Consider the following 14,370-nt stretch of genomic DNA (forward strand, 5'->3'; position numbering starts at 1 on the left):
CTCAATGGCTGGCGCTGCGGTCGGCGACGAGCGCGCCCGATTCATGGGTGAGGATCGTCCAGCCGGCTGGCAGGTAGACCGAGGTATAGGGTTCCTCGACGATGGCGGGGCCGGCGAGGGGCTGGCTGCTGCTGATCGCATCGCGATCCCAGACCGGCGTCGCGACCGCGCCATGGCGACCATGGACGGGCCGGCTGCGGGTCGAGGCCTCTGTTTGATGAAGGCCGCCGCGCGCAGCTACGGGTTTCGCCAGCCCGCCGATCGCCTTCAGCCTGAGCGCCACGACCTCCACCGCGACCTGTGGCTCGTCATAGGAGAAGCGCTGGCGATGCAGGTCGTGGAACGCCGCGGTAGCCTTGGCGACGCCGGCGATCGAAAAGTCCGCTCCGTCCAAAGGCACGCGCAGATCGAAGGCCTGGCCGGCATAGCGCAGATCGACGGCCCATTCGAAGCGCTGTGCTTCGGGGGCGACGCCGTCCTCTGCCAGCAAAGCCTGCGCCTCGACGACGAGGCGCTCCGCCTTGTCACCGAGCGACGGCGCGAGCTCGGCGAAGAGCCCGATCTGCGTGGCGCTGAGATCATGGGCGATGTCGGACCAGAGGATGCCCCAGGCCGAAAGCGTCGAGGCATGAGCCGGGAAAATCACGCGGTTTATGCCGAGCTCTTCGGCGACCTCGCAGGCATGCACCCCGCCGGCGCCGCCAAAGGAGAGCAGCGCGAAATCCTCCGGGTCCATGCCCTTCTCGAAGAGCGAGAGCCGCGTCGCGGTCGCGAGCGCTGAATTCGCCACGTCGATGACGCCGGCTGCGACCTGATCGATCGAGAGATCGAGCTTGGCGGCGATCTCCTGCGCCGCCTTCCGCGCGGCCTCGTGGTCGAGCGGCATCGCTCCACCCATGAAGCTCGCCCCGTCGAGGCGGCCGAGCAACAGGTTGGCGTCGGTCACGGTCAGGCGGGTGCCACCTTTGCCGTAGCAGGCTGGGCCCGGGTCAGCGCCGGCCGAATGCGGGCCGATGCGCAGGCGATGGCCGTCATCGACCCAGGCGATCGAGCCGCCGCCGGCGCCGATGGTGCGCATCTCGATCATCGGCAGCCGCACCGGCAGGCCATCGACCTCGCCTTCATTGACCATCGAGATCTGGCCGTCATGGACGACCGAGACGTCGAAGGAGGTGCCGCCCATATCGACGGCGACGAGGTTGGGTTCGGCGAGCTCGAGCGAGAGCCGCCTGGCCGCGGCCGCTCCGCCGCTCGGGCCTGAGAGCAGCAATCGCGCCGGCTCGCGCCCCGCCTTGGCAAGGCCCGAGACGCCGCCATTCGACTGCACGAGATAGACCTGGGCCTCGGGAATTTCGTCCCTAAGCCGGCCGGCGAGCCGGTCGGTGTAGCGCTGCACGATCGGCACCAGCATGGCGTTGAGCGCCGTGGTCGACATGCGCTCATATTCGCGGATCTCCGGCGAGATGTCGGAGGCGAGCGTGATCGCCAGATTCGGCAGCAGCTCGGTGAGAAGCGCGCCGATGCGGCGCTCATGTGCGGGATTGGCATAGGCGTGCAACAGGCAGACCGCGACCGACTTCACCTCGGCCCTGGCGAGCTCGGCCGCGATGCGGCGCACGCCATCCTCGTCGAGCGGCACCGTGACCTTGCCCTCGGCGTTGACACGCTCGGTCACGCCAAAGCAGAAGCGGCGCGCGACCAGCGGCTCGGGCTGGGCGAGCGTGATCGCGTAGACATCGGTGCGGCCATGCCGGCCGATCTGCATGACGTCCTCGAAGCCTGCCGTGGTGACGATGGCGCCCAATGGCAGCTTGCGTTCGAGCACGGCATTGGTCGCGATCGTCGTGCCGTGCAGCAGGTATTGCACCGCCTCCATCGGAAAGCCGAAGCGCTCGGAGGCCTGGCGGATGCCGGTCAACAGGCCGATCGAGGGGTCGGCCGGCGTGCTCGGCGTCTTGATCTGGTGGATCGCGCCGGAGCCTGCATCGAGGATTTCGATGTCGGTGAAGGTGCCGCCGATGTCGACGGCGATGCGGATATCTTGCTGCATGAGGCAAAGCTCCGGTGCTCCCGCTCGCCAGGGCGAGCAGGTCATGTCTTGCGAGAGGCGGCGTTCGGTTAGGCGGTTCTAGAGTAGGATGGTCCGTCGATTGAAACACGCCGTCATTCCGGGCGCAGCGCAGCGGAGACCCGGAATCCATCGGAGGGCCAATCCTTTGACGGATCTGGCTCTACGATGGATTCCGGATCTGCGCCGCTGGCGCGGCTTGTCCGGAATGACGAGGTGTGTCCGAGCGAGGTCACTTCACGAAGGTCTTGGCGAGGCCGGACGTCCGGTCGACCACGAGCACGACGAGCAAGGTGAGGATGACGAGCAGGACCGAGAGCGATGCGACCAGCGGGTCGGCCTGCTGCTCGACATGGTGATACATCGCCACCGGCAAGGTCGAGATGCGCGGGCCGGTCATGAACAGCGACAGCACGACCTCGTCGAAGGAGACCAGGAAGCACAGCGCCGTCGTGCCGATCAGCCCCGATTTCATCATCGGCAGGGTGATGCGGCGAAACACGGTGAAGGGCGAGGCGCCAAGCGTCGCCGCCGCCTCCTCGATCGGGATCGGCAGGGTCGCGAGCGCGGTCGCCAGCACCCGGATCGCATAGGGCAGCGTCACCACGAGATGAGCGACGACCAGCCCCTGGAAGGTCGCGAGCAGGCCATAGCGTGAGAACACGATCAGAATGGCGAGGCCGAGCACGATGGTGGGCAGCAGCAGCGGCGCGGTGAACAGGGCGCTCATCGCTTCCGAGCCGCGGGGCTTGAGCCGCACCAGCGCATAGGCCGCGGGCAGGCCGATCAGCAGGCTCAAGACCGTCACCACGAAGGCGAGCAGCAGGCTCGTCCAGAAGGCCGAGGTCATCTTCCCGTCGGCGAAGATCGCCGGGTACCATTTCAGGCTCCAGCTCGAGGGCGGGAACATCATGTAGCTGTCGCCGGAAAACGAGATCGGCACGACGACGATCAATGGCGCCAGCAGGAACACGAACATCGTGAGCGCCATGAGCTTCAGGGCGAGCGAGACGGGACGTTCATCCATGATCAACCTCCCTCACATGATCGCGCGTAGAGCGCGGGTATAGAGCACGAGCGCGCCGCCGAAGATGACGAGCACCAGGATCGAGAGCGTGGCGGCCAGCGGCCAGTGCAGCGTCACGATCGCCTGATCGTAGATCTCGGTGGCGAGCAGGAAGACGCGGCCGCCGCCAAGCAGCTTCGGCGTGATGAAGGAGGAGACCGCGAGCACGAAGCAGAGCAGGCAGCCGAGCGCGATGCCCGGCAGCGTCAATGGCAGGATGATGCGGCGGAAGATCGTGAAGGGCGGCGCACCCAATGTGGAGGCGGCTTCCTCGACGCGCGGATCGAGCCGGCCGAAGCCGGCGAGCAGCGCCAGGATCATATAGGGCATCAGGATCTCGGTGAGGCCGATGACGACGCCGGTCTTGTTGAACATCAATCGCAGCGGCGCGATGCCGATGGCGGAGAGCGCGTTGTTGACGAGCCCGCTCTCGGAGAGGATTGCGATCCAGCCATAGGTGCGCACCACTGCCGAGGTCAGCAATGGCGAGATCACCAGCACCAGCAGGATGGTCCGCCAGGTGCCGCTGGAGCGGTGCAGATAAAGCGCGATCGGGTAGGAGCAAACTAGCGTCAGCAGCGTGATGCCGAGGCTGACCGTGATGCTGTTCAGGATCAATTCGGCGTAGAACGTGTCCTGGAAGACGGTGAGCCAGGTCGCGAGCGTGTAGACCTCGCGCATCGCGCCGGTCGGCTCGACCTCGTAGAACGACATCCGCGCCAGATTCAGCACCGGCACGAGGAAGCCGAGCGCATTGACCAGCGCGATCGGCGCGATCAGCAGGACGACCAGCGCCAGGCCGCTCCGGCGCGCTTCCGAGACCGGCGCGGGAGTCGCGATGGCGGGCGCCGCACTCATGCCGCGGCCCCGTAGACGAAGACGTCCTGCCGCCGCCAGGACAAGGTCACGGCGGCGCCCGGCTGCAGCACGGTCTCGCCGCCGCGCGTCGCAAGCTCGACCGAGACGATCTGCCCGGCGACATCGACGTCATATTGCAGGATATCGCCGGCGAAGATGGTGCGCGCGACGACGCCGGAAACGCGGTGTTCGCCGGCCGTCACATCCGCGCCCGCTGCCGACAGCGCGACGCGGTGCGGGCGGACCATGATCTCGACGGGGCCGGAGAGACTTGGCTGCGCAGCGAAGCTCTCGCCGGCGAATTCGGCCACGCCGTCCCGGGCCGTGGCCTTCAGCCGGTTGCTGCGGCCGACGAAGCCGGCGACGAAGGCGGTCTTCGGTGCCTCGTAGAGATCGACCGGGGTGCCGACCTGTTCGAGCCGGCCCTGGTTCATGACCACGACCTTGTCGCACATGGTCAGGGCCTCGACCTGATCATGCGTCACGAAGATCGCGGTGATGCCGAGCCGCTTCTGGATGTCACGGATTTCGTTGCGCATCTCATCGCGCAATTTGGCATCGAGATTGGAGAGCGGCTCGTCGAGCAGCAGGATCGAGGGGCGCACGACGAGCGCGCGCGCCAGCGCCACGCGCTGCTGCTGGCCGCCGGAAAGCTGGCTCGGCCGGTGCTCCTCCTTGCCGGAGAGATGCACGAGCGCGATCGCCTCCTTCACGCGCCGGGCGATCTCGTCCTTGCCGACCTTGCGCATCTCCAGCCCGAAGGCGACGTTCCGGGCCACGCTCATATGCGGAAACAGCGCGTAGCTCTGGAAGACGAGACCCATATCGCGGCGATGCGTCGGGACCTCGGTGAGATCCTGCCCGCCGACGACGATGCGGCCCGATGTCGCCGGCACCAAGCCGGCGATCATCCTGAGCGAGGTCGTCTTGCCGCAGCCGGAGGGGCCGAGGAAGGCGACGAGCTCGCCCTTGGGAACCTCGAGATCGAGATTGTCGACCGCCGCAAAGCCGCCATAGCTCTTGGTCAACCCCTTGAGCGAGAGGAAGCCCTCGCCGGCTTGGCCGGCGGCCGGAGCGGTGATGCGGTCGGTCATGATCGTGCAAGCCCTTGTCGTACAAGCCCTTCGGTTCGATCAGCGGCTCAGCGGGATCACCTTGCGGCGCCACTGGTCCATGATCGGCTCGCGGACCTTGGCGAGAGCGATCCAGTCGACCGGGATGACCTTGTCCATCGACTTGACGGCGGTGCGGGCGATCGCCGCCTCCGAAATCAGCGCCTTGGCGTTGGTCGGAGCGTAGAACATGCTTTCGGTGAAGGCCTTCTGCGCCTCGGGGCTCAGCGCGTAATCGATGAACTTGGCGGTGGCGTCCTTGCCCGGCCCGCCGGCGACATGGTTGATCGTGTTGATCTGGAAGACGCTGCCTTCCTGCGGCAGCACGGCCTTGAGCTTGCCGTTGGAGTTGTCGGCATTGACCTGCGCGCGCGCGTTCCAGCCGGCTCCGATAATCGCCTGCCCGGAGATGATCACCGGATAGACCTCCGGCTTGGGCTCCCAGGTCTGGACGTTGGGCGCGATCTCGCCCATCGCCGCGATGCCCTTGTCGACGCTGCGGAGATGGTTGAAGCCGCCGCGCGCCTTCTCCAGGATCAGGACGAGCGAGAGGCCCTGGATGTCGGGCATGCCGGGGATCGCGACCTTGCCGGCATATTTCTTGTCGGCGAGATCCATCCAGCTCGTGGGGGCCTCTTTCACAACCTCGGAGTTGTAGAGCATCACCAGGTTGTCGAAGGTCACTGCGACGCCGTCGACATCGGCGATGCGCGCCGCCGAGAACAGGTCGGCGACGTTGGGGCTGGTCTTCTCGTCGATCTTGGTCAGCAGTTTCTCGTCGGTCGCGGCCTTCGAGACCGAGACGTCCATGATCACGACATCGGCCTGCGGCGCGGCCTTCTGGGCGCGCAGATTGCCCAGCATCTGGGCCGAGTTCGGCATCGGGAAGTATTCGATCTTGATGCCGGGATTGGCCTTCATGAACGGCTCGACCACGGCCTTGGTGTAGCGCTCCTGGAACAGGCCGGAATAGGCCATCAGCGTCACGGTCTGCTGGGCCATGGCGGAATGGGACGAAAGCCCGGCCGCGATGGCGGCAGCGATGGCGAATTTGGTCGAAATCTGCATGCGAAATCCCCTCTTATGTGATGCGCGGGCGGTTATCCGCCCGTCGTCAGGCTGTTCAGTCGGTTCGTCCTCAGGCCTTGGCGAGCTTGCCCTCCACCATGGCGGTCGCGCCGGAGATGTCGGACAGTTTCTCGCCCTTGCGCAGGCGCTCCAGCAGCACGAGTTCCTGCTGCTGCATCTCGATCGCGCGGCGGGCATAGGCTTCCGCCGTCGCGGCCTTGAGCACGACCACGCCGCTTTCGTCGCAGAGCACGGCATCGCCGGGCTCGATCGTCTGGCCGCCGACGCTGACCGGCACGTTGATCGCGCCCTCGGTGCCGAGGATCTTGGTGGTGATCGGCGAGGGACCGCGGCACCACATCGGCATGTCGGTCTTGACGATCTCGGAGAAGTCGGTCGCCGGGCCGTCGATCACGCCCGCCGTCACGCCTGCGAGTTTCATGGAATGGGTCACGACGCCGCCCCAGCAGGCATGCTTGGTGTCGCCGCAGCGGTCGATGACGACGACATCGCCCGGCCGCACCATCTTGGTCAGGTAGTGCAGGGCAGTCGAGTCCGCATGCGGGATGCGGATGGTGACGGCGGTGCCGGCGACGCGCTTGGTCGGCAGGACCGCGCGAATTTCACGATCGACGAAGCCGGAATGCAGCACATGGCCGATGGTCGCGACTTCGCATTGCTCGAGCAGGGCAACGAGGTCGGCGGAGATCTGCGCCGGCATGGGATTGACGATGAACATGATGGGCTTTCCGCTCAGGCGACGACGTGATGGTTGGCGACCGGCACGGCCGCGCGGACCTTGGCCGTGTAATCGAAATCGAGCCTTGCACTGGTCGTGCCGACGCCGTCGGAGGCCTGCGCTGCGATATGACCCCAGGGATTGATCACCATGGAGTGGCCGTAGCAGGCGTTCTTGCCTTGGGCGTGGGTGCCGGTCTGGCCGGTCGCCAGGAACCAGGTCTGCGTCTCGCAGGCGCGCGCCCTCGCCAGCAGCTCCCAATGGTCCTTGCCGGTCATCAGCGTGAAGGCGGCGGGCAGGACGATGATGTCGGCGCCGGCGTCGCGCAATTTGCGGAAGAGCTCGGGGAAGCGGATGTCGTAGCAGATGGCGCAGCCGACGGTGGTGTCGTCGACCTTGTAGGTGACGATATCCTTGCCGCGCGAGACCATGTTGGATTCACGGTAGCTGACGCCGCCGGGGGCATCAACGTCGAACAGATGGATCTTGCGGTAATGCGCGATCTGCTTTCCGTCCGGCCCGAACACGATGGTCGCATTGAAATAGTCGTCGCCGTCGCGCTCGCAGACGCTGCCGGCATGCAGCGTGATGCCGTGCTTCTCGGCCAGGCCCGACATCAGGCGGTAGCTCTCGCCATTGGGGAAGGTCTCGGCGCTGTTGCGCATCGCCTCCGGGCTGCCGTCGAGGAAGGCGTAATATTCCGGCAGCACGACGAGATCAGGATTCTCCTCGGCGACGACCTTCTCGATCAGCGCCTTGGCCATTTTGAGGTTCGCGGATTTGTCATCCTGCGAGTTCATCTGGACGAGCGAGACTTTCACCGGCGTTCTCCCTGCAAAGGCCTTGAGCGTGACGCGTGACGAGGACGCCCGGTTGCCGGGCGACATCCTGCTCTGTTGCGGCCGTCCCGCAGCAGACCAAACCTGGGCAAGCGCGGCAAACGCGAAATTCTTGTTCGTCTCGACAAGAATTGCTTATGAGACCGGCATGGTCGGCCCCTGCCGCATTTGCGGGCAGGGGCGGTGCCGTCAGGCGGGTGGTTGTGTGGCCGCGATTCCCACCGCCATGTCGGCGATCAGCGCGGGCAGGGCGTTGCCGGGATTGTCGGCGAAGACCGCGTGGAGATGCAGCGGCGGCAGCTTGGCATCGACATCGAGCACATGCAGCTCGCCATTATCGAGGAACTCCTGGACCACGACCTGCGGCAGCACGGCGACACCGACGCCGTCGCGGATCAGGCGCGTGATCGTGGCGAGCGAATTGGAATTGAAGACGCGCACCGCCCCCGCATCGAGCCCAGCGAGCTCGATCGCGCGCAGCACGGATTGATGCGGCTGCGAGCCCTTGGAATAGGCGAAGATCGGGTAGTCGGCGAAATCGGCGATGGCGAGCCGGCCCGGTTTCAGGGCAAGGCGCGGCGAGCCGATCCAGAGGCAATCGAAGACACAGAGCTCGATATTGCGGATATGGGGCGCCACCACGGGGCCCATGATCAGGCCGAGATCGATCTGGCCGTCCTGGATCTGGCGGGCGAGGTTGAGGCTGGTATCGACATTCAGATCGATCGTGACATTGGGATAAGCGACCTTCACCCGCTCGATCAGTCGCGGCAGCCAGGCATAGACGATCGAGTCGATCGCCCCGATCATGACCGTGCCGCGCATCTGCCCGGTATCGGCGATCAGCCGCTCCAATTCGCCGACCATGCGCACGATCGCCTCGGCCTGGGGCAAGGCGCGCTGGCCGTGCGAGGTCAGGCTGACGGTGCGCAGGTCGCGCTCGAACAGGCGCACGCCGAGCTCGCGCTCCAAGGTGGCGATCCGGTTCGAGACGGCGGCCTGGGTCGTGCAAAGCTTGTCGGCCGCGACCGAAAAATTCCGCAATCGCGCGACCCAGACGAAGGTTTCGAGGAATTTGAGGTTCAAATCGGAGCCGCTTCGCGTGAGGGCGCGGCGCCAGCCTGCGCCGCCCGCCCTGACTTAGCCCCGTTTGCCCCTCGCCGGGAAGGACTGAACTAACGTCGCCGGTTCGCTGCTGCCGGATCGGACTGCCAGGTCGCGGCGGACATGGTCGGCAGGTCGAAATAGTCGCGCGTCGTCGCATAGCCATGGCCGCCCATGCGACCAACGGCGTCGAGCGCGGCGGGATCGACATAGAGCTTCTCGGCATCGATCGTATCCGCGCGGAAATGCGCATAGACCACCTCGCCCAGGATGATCTCGCGCGAATTGCCGATGCCGAGCGTGGTGTGGTGGCGGCATTCGAACGCGGCCGGCGCCTGGCCGATCCAGGGGCAGGGCACCTTGACGCCAGGCATGGCGGTGAGGCCGGCCCGAGCCAGCTCGTCGATGCCGGGCTCGAACGGCACGGCGCAGATATTCATGCCCTCGACCAGGGCGTCGGAGACGATGTTGACGGTGAAGGCGAGCGTCTCGCGCACATTGCGGCCGGTGTCCTTCTGCCCGCCGGTCGGCCGGTACTCGACGCCGAGCGCCAGGATCGCGGGATCGGCCGAGAGGCAGTTGAAGAACGAGAACGGCGCGGCGTTGACGACGCCCTGCGCATCGACCGTCGTCACCAGGGCGATCGGGCGCGGCACGACCGCGCCGATCAAGAGCTTGTAGCGCTCGCGCGGCGAAAGCTTCGCGAAATCGAAGGTGACGACCGGCGGGGCCGCCTCGATCGGCTTCGGCTCTGTCGAGAGGTCGGTCACGGCGGGTTCAGTCCTTCGCTGAGGGCATAGGGGGCGAGGAGGTCGCGGATGTCGCGCTCGGCGCGCGGCGTCAGCAGGGCCCGCGTCACCACGGCCTGGAGATGATGGTCCATGAGATGGGCGGCGCGCGCGCCATCGCCCGCTCGCAAGGCCTCGATCAGCTGGCGATGCTCCGAAACCGCGCATTCCGAGGAATGCGGCCGGCCATAGATCGCCAGGATCAGCGAGCAGCGCGAGGAGACTTCCTGGACATAGCGCAGCAGCAGGGCGTTGCCGGTCATCTCGGCGAGCTTGATGTGGAACTCGCCGGCGAGCCGGATCGATTCAGGCCCATCCTGGCCATGCGCCTTGTCCTCTTGCCGGACATGATCCTCGAGCTCGGCCGCCTGCGCGGCGGTGAGCCGCCCGGCGAGGTTCTCGGCGACGAGGCGTTCGAGCCCCCGGCGCACGTCGAAGACGTCGCGCGCCTCCTCCAGGGTCGGATAGGCCACCGAGGCGCCGCGATTGGGCTTGAGCTCGACCAGGCCTTCGACGGCCAATCGGCCGAAGGCCTCGCGCACCAGTGTGCGGCTCACCCCGAGCTGCTCGCCGATCGAATCCTCCGGCAGCTTCATGCCGGGCTTCAGCGCCTGTTCGATGATGGCGCGCCGGAGCGCTCTGTATACCGATTGCGCGCGCAATCCGGGTTGGCGGGAATCGGTCATCGCAGCCCGTTTCTGTCCTGGTTCAGCCCTCTGAGGCTCACTCCATGTCACGGGATTCGGCTCCGCTCCAGTTTTTCGCTTGTCTTCAATAATCGCATACAATACGATATCATAATCGTATGCAAGATTGATTATTAATCGCACACGCCGTGCCGCGGAAGACGTCAATCTGGTGGATAAAGCGGCATAGACGAGGGGCAGCGGGCCGGGCGAGCGCCGAAGACGCGCAGCGGGCTCATCGAAAGGGAGAGTTTCGATGAAGAGAGCTTGGATGCTGGCGGCCATTGCCGCCTTCGCGCTGACCGGCGCGGCCGAGGCGAAGACGCTGAAATGGGGCGCGGCGCGCGAGATCGCTTCGCTCGACCCCTATTCCTATGGCGATACCTTCACGCTTTCGGTGCTGAACCATGTCTATGAGGGGTTGGTGCGCTACACCGGCGATCTCAAGATCGAGCCGGCGCTGGCGGAGTCCTGGGAGACGGTCTCGCCGACGGTCTGGCGCTTCAAGCTCCGCCAGGGCGTGAAGTTCCACAACGGCAACCCGTTCACGGCCGACGACGTCGTCGCCTCGCTGGAGCGCGTCACCAACGACGCCTCGCCGCTCAAGGGCAATCTGCCGGCCTATAAATCCTCGAAAAAGATCGACGACTACACCGTCGAGATCGAGGTCAACGGCCCTTATCCGCTGCTGCTCAACGACCTCACCAACATCTTCATCTTCAACAAGGCCTGGCTCGTCGCCAACAACTCGCTGCTGCCGACCGATTCCGGCAAGGGCGTGAAGGGCTATGCCACCGACAACGCCAACGGCACCGGCCCCTTCATCGTCGAGAGCCGCCGCGCCGACGCCAAGACCGTCTATGTCAAGAACCCGAACTGGTGGGACAAGCCGCAGCACAACATCGACACGATCGAGTTCCTGCCGATCGCCTCGGCCTCGACCCGTGTCGCGGCGCTGCTCTCGGGCGAGATCGACTTCACCAATGTCGCGCCCTTGCAGGATCTGCCGCGCCTCTCGGCCTCGCCCGAGGTCAAGGTGCTGCAGACCAATGAACTGCGCACCGTGATCTTCGCGCTCAACCTCAAGGACACGCTGTTCGAGAGCGATGTGAAGGATAAAAACCCGCTCAAGGATATCCGCGTTCGCGAGGCGCTCTACCGCGCCATCGACATCGACGCCGTCCAGAAGCGCGCCATGCGCGGACTGTCGCGCAACACCGGCGCCCTGATCGCTCCGGCCATTCCAGGCTATGAGCCCTCGCAGGATGTGCGCCTGCCCTTCGATCTCGACGGCGCCAAGAAGCTGCTGGCCGCGGCGGGCTATCCCAACGGCTTCTCCTTCCAGATGAACTGCCAGAGCGACGGTCTCGTCAATGAGGAGGAGTTCTGTCAGGCGGTCGCCTCGATGTGGTCGCGCGCCGGCTTGCGGCCCAATCTGAGCCTCGGCCCGCGCAGCCAGCAGACGCCCAAGCGCGTCAAGGGCGAGTTCGACGTGATCTCCTTCGGCTGGGCCAATGAGCCGATGATCGACGCCTATTCGATCCTGATCCAGGTGATGCGCTCGAAGAGCGGTTCGGGTGGCGTGTTCAACTGGGGCAATTGGGGCGATCCGCGCATCGATGCCTTGATCGACAAGGCCGGCGTCGAGCTCGACAACAGCAAGCGCATCCCGATGATGATGGAGGCGCTGAAGATCGCCAAGACCGAGCACCTCTTCATCCCGCTGCACCAGCAGCCGATGGCCTGGGCGATGCGCAACACCGTGGCCGCGACCGTGCAGGCTTCCGACAACAAGCCGAGGCTGTGGCTGACGACGATGAAGTGAAGGCTCTCGTCTCCCTCCCACGTCATCCTGGACGAGCGGCGAAGCCGCGCAGCTCGGGGATCCATCGTAGAGCTCCGGAGCCCTCCGATAGATCCCGGCCACCCTTCGGGTGCCCAGGATGACGGTGGGGGCTTGGCGAGCGACCAGCCTGTCCGATCCGACGGAACCTTCCGCCTCCCAACCGGAGACGCACCATGCCGGCCTTTCTCTTCAAGCGCCTCCTGAACGCGGCCGGCGTCATGCTCGCGGTCGCCTTCCTCGCCTTCCTGATTTTCCGTTTCGTCGGCGATCCCGTCGAATTGATGCTGAACGAGCAGGCGAGCCAGGCCCAGCGCGACGAATTGCGGATCAGGCTCGGGCTCGACAAGGGCTTCGTCCTGCAGTTCGCGACCTTCGTCGGCAATGCGTTGCATGGTGATTTCGGCATCTCCTATCGCAATCAGCAGGAGGTCTTCACGCTGATCTCCGAGCGCTTCCCCGCGACCTTCGAGCTGGTGCTGGTGGCGACGTTTCTCTCGCTTGCGGTCGGGATTCCGCTGGGCGTCTACACCGCCATCAAGCGCGACAGCCTGATGGCCAAATTCCTGCAATTCGTCTCGGTGCTCGGCGTTTCGCTGCCGAGCTTCGCGCTCGGCATCCTGTTCATCCTGCTGTTTTCGGTGACGCTGCAATGGCTGCCGGCCTTCGGGCGCGGCCAGGTCGTGCAGATCGGCTGGTGGAGCACGGGATTCCTCACGCCCTCTGGCCGGTTGGCGCTGATCCTGCCGGGCATCACGCTTTCGCTCTTCCAGATCACGCTGGTGATGCGGTTGGTCCGGGCCGAGATGCTGGAGACGATGCGCACCGATTTCATCCGCTTCGCCCGGGCGCGCGGACTGACGCTGCGCGCCGTCCACTTCCGCCACGCTCTGCGCAATTGCCTGATGCCGGTGATCACCGTGACGGGGCTGCAGATCGGCAATCTGATCGCCTTCGCGCTGGTCACGGAGACGGTGTTCCAGTGGCCGGGCATGGGCCTGCTCTTCGTCCAGGCGGTGACCTTCGTCGATATCCCGGTGATGGCGGCCTATCTGATCGTGGTCTCCTTCATCTTCGTCTCGCTGAACACGCTGGTCGACCTGCTCTACGCCTATGTCGATCCTCGCCTGCGCGAGGATGCGATCTCGGGAGCCGCCAATGCCCGCTGATTCCGCAAAGGCGCTCAGGAAGCCCGGCCGCCTGCGCCGCTTCCTCGACAGCGATATCGGCTGGAGCTTTCGGCGCACGCCGGCCGCTTGGCTCTCGGCGATCGTGCTCGTCCTGCTGATCGTCACGGCGTTGCTGGCCCCGCTGATCGCAGTCCAGAACCCGCACGACCTCTCGCAGATCTTCATCGACAAGGCCGAGATCCCGCCGATCTGGGCCAGGGATGGCGAATGGCCTTTCCTGCTCGGCACCGATCCGCAGGGGCGCGACGTGCTCTCCGCCATCCTCTACGGCACGCGCGTCTCGCTGATCATCGGGATCGCCGCCGTCATCGTCTCGATGGCGCTCGGCGTCAGCATCGGACTGGTCTCCGGCTATTATGGCGGGCGCATCGACAATCTGCTGATGCGGCTCGGCGATACCGTGCTCTCGATCCCGACGCTGCTGATGGCGATCCTGGTCAGCGCGATCTTCCGCGAGCTTTTGCCGCCGGCGCTGCGTGAACCCTTCGCCGCCGTCGTGCTCGTGGTCTCGATCTCGCTGACCAACTGGGTGCAATATGCCCGCACGGTCCGCGCCTCGACCATGGTCGAGCGTCGCAAGGAATATGTGCTCGCCGCCCGCATCATCAAAGTCGCGGCGACACGCATCATGGCCCGCCACATCCTGCCCAACACGCTCACTCCCGTGATGGTGGCGGCAACGCTGAATCTCGGCCTCGCCATCCTGTCGGAGGCGACGCTCTCCTTTCTGGGCGTCGGCATGCCGATCACACAGCCCTCGCTGGGCACGCTGATCCGTATCGGCAACCAGTATCTCTTCTCCGGCTCCTGGTGGCTGGTCGTCTTCCCCTCGCTCCAGCTCGGATTGATCGTGCTCTCGGTCAATTTGCTGGGCGACTGGCTGCGCGACGCGCTGAACCCGAAGCTGCGGTGATGACGGCGAGGCGATGCCCTTTCCCGTCATGGTCGGGCTTGTCCCGACCATCCACGTCTTCCTCGATCGAGGGGCGTGTCCAAGACGTGGATGCTC

General features: G+C 65.7%; 13 protein-coding genes. 3 read left to right on the top strand and 10 right to left on the bottom strand.

What is annotated here, in order from left to right; genetic code table 11:
• Position 1 precedes the first annotated feature (1 nt).
• The 10 genes from BHK69_RS06990 to BHK69_RS07035 all read right to left on the bottom strand — a co-directional run bounded on the left by BHK69_RS06990 (position 2) and on the right by BHK69_RS07035 (position 10,328).
• A complete protein-coding gene (locus BHK69_RS06990; RefSeq protein WP_069689468.1) occupies positions 2–2,050 on the bottom strand; it encodes a hydantoinase/oxoprolinase family protein in 2,049 nt (682 codons plus the stop codon).
• Between the two features lie 250 nt (positions 2,051–2,300).
• Positions 2,301–3,095 (bottom strand): ABC transporter permease, encoded by a 795-nt coding sequence (locus tag BHK69_RS06995; RefSeq protein WP_069689469.1) that lies wholly within the window; start codon positions 3,093–3,095, stop codon positions 2,301–2,303.
• A gap of 12 nt (positions 3,096–3,107) precedes the next feature.
• A complete protein-coding gene (locus BHK69_RS07000) occupies positions 3,108–3,992 on the bottom strand; it encodes an ABC transporter permease (RefSeq protein WP_069689470.1) in 885 nt (294 codons plus the stop codon).
• A complete protein-coding gene (locus BHK69_RS07005; RefSeq protein ID WP_069689471.1) occupies positions 3,989–5,086 on the bottom strand; it encodes an ABC transporter ATP-binding protein in 1,098 nt (365 codons plus the stop codon). The genes BHK69_RS07000 and BHK69_RS07005 overlap by 4 nt, the downstream gene beginning before the upstream one ends.
• Positions 5,087–5,125: 39 nt before the next feature.
• Positions 5,126–6,172 (bottom strand): ABC transporter substrate-binding protein, encoded by a 1,047-nt coding sequence (locus BHK69_RS07010; protein ID WP_069689472.1) that lies wholly within the window; start codon positions 6,170–6,172, stop codon positions 5,126–5,128.
• Positions 6,173–6,242: 70 nt separating this feature from the next.
• Positions 6,243–6,911, bottom strand: coding sequence for an RraA family protein (locus tag BHK69_RS07015; RefSeq protein ID WP_069689473.1), 669 nt, complete (start codon positions 6,909–6,911; stop codon positions 6,243–6,245).
• Between the two features lie 14 nt (positions 6,912–6,925).
• Positions 6,926–7,732, bottom strand: a complete 807-nt coding sequence (locus tag BHK69_RS07020) for a carbon-nitrogen hydrolase family protein (protein WP_092174447.1) — start codon at positions 7,730–7,732, stop codon at positions 6,926–6,928.
• A gap of 207 nt (positions 7,733–7,939) precedes the next feature.
• The gene (locus BHK69_RS07025; RefSeq protein WP_069689474.1) at positions 7,940–8,836 is read right to left on the bottom strand and encodes a LysR family transcriptional regulator; all 897 of its coding nucleotides are present in this window, start codon (positions 8,834–8,836) and stop codon (positions 7,940–7,942) included.
• An 89-nt stretch (positions 8,837–8,925) separates the two neighbouring features.
• Positions 8,926–9,624 (bottom strand): flavin reductase family protein, encoded by a 699-nt coding sequence (locus BHK69_RS07030; protein WP_244548421.1) that lies wholly within the window; start codon positions 9,622–9,624, stop codon positions 8,926–8,928.
• On the bottom strand, positions 9,621–10,328 hold the full coding sequence (locus BHK69_RS07035; protein ID WP_069689475.1) for a GntR family transcriptional regulator: 708 nt from the start codon (positions 10,326–10,328) through the stop codon (positions 9,621–9,623). Before BHK69_RS07035 ends, BHK69_RS07030 begins: the two co-directional genes overlap by 4 nt.
• 256 nt (positions 10,329–10,584) lie before the next feature.
• Here BHK69_RS07035 and BHK69_RS07040 point away from each other — a divergent pair, with 256 nt between their 5' ends.
• The 3 genes from BHK69_RS07040 to BHK69_RS07050 all read left to right on the top strand — a co-directional run bounded on the left by BHK69_RS07040 (position 10,585) and on the right by BHK69_RS07050 (position 14,274).
• On the top strand, positions 10,585–12,153 hold the full coding sequence (locus BHK69_RS07040; protein WP_069689476.1) for an ABC transporter substrate-binding protein: 1,569 nt from the start codon (positions 10,585–10,587) through the stop codon (positions 12,151–12,153).
• Positions 12,154–12,347: 194 nt separating this feature from the next.
• A complete protein-coding gene (locus BHK69_RS07045; RefSeq protein ID WP_069689477.1) occupies positions 12,348–13,340 on the top strand; it encodes an ABC transporter permease in 993 nt (330 codons plus the stop codon).
• Entirely contained in the window at positions 13,330–14,274 is a 945-nt protein-coding gene (locus BHK69_RS07050; protein ID WP_069689478.1) for an ABC transporter permease, read from the top strand. The genes BHK69_RS07045 and BHK69_RS07050 overlap by 11 nt, the downstream gene beginning before the upstream one ends.
• Positions 14,275–14,370: the final 96 nt, after the last annotated feature.

The sequence above is a fragment of the Bosea vaviloviae genome (genome assembly GCF_001741865.1).
Taxonomy (GTDB): Bacteria; Pseudomonadota; Alphaproteobacteria; order Rhizobiales; family Beijerinckiaceae; genus Allobosea; species Allobosea vaviloviae.

Coding starts and splice junctions, on each gene's coding strand:
- BHK69_RS07000 (WP_069689470.1), bottom strand. CDS start 3,992: ATGAGTGCGGCGCCCGCCATCGCGACTCCCGCGCCGGTCTCGGAAGCG.
- BHK69_RS07045 (WP_069689477.1), top strand. CDS start 12,348: ATGCCGGCCTTTCTCTTCAAGCGCCTCCTGAACGCGGCCGGCGTCATG.
- BHK69_RS07015 (WP_069689473.1), bottom strand. CDS start 6,911: ATGTTCATCGTCAATCCCATGCCGGCGCAGATCTCCGCCGACCTCGTT.
- BHK69_RS07005 (WP_069689471.1), bottom strand. CDS start 5,086: ATGACCGACCGCATCACCGCTCCGGCCGCCGGCCAAGCCGGCGAGGGC.
- BHK69_RS07050 (WP_069689478.1), top strand. CDS start 13,330: ATGCCCGCTGATTCCGCAAAGGCGCTCAGGAAGCCCGGCCGCCTGCGC.
- BHK69_RS07035 (WP_069689475.1), bottom strand. CDS start 10,328: ATGACCGATTCCCGCCAACCCGGATTGCGCGCGCAATCGGTATACAGA.
- BHK69_RS06995 (WP_069689469.1), bottom strand. CDS start 3,095: ATGGATGAACGTCCCGTCTCGCTCGCCCTGAAGCTCATGGCGCTCACG.
- BHK69_RS07040 (WP_069689476.1), top strand. CDS start 10,585: ATGAAGAGAGCTTGGATGCTGGCGGCCATTGCCGCCTTCGCGCTGACC.
- BHK69_RS06990 (WP_069689468.1), bottom strand. CDS start 2,050: ATGCAGCAAGATATCCGCATCGCCGTCGACATCGGCGGCACCTTCACC.
- BHK69_RS07010 (WP_069689472.1), bottom strand. CDS start 6,172: ATGCAGATTTCGACCAAATTCGCCATCGCTGCCGCCATCGCGGCCGGG.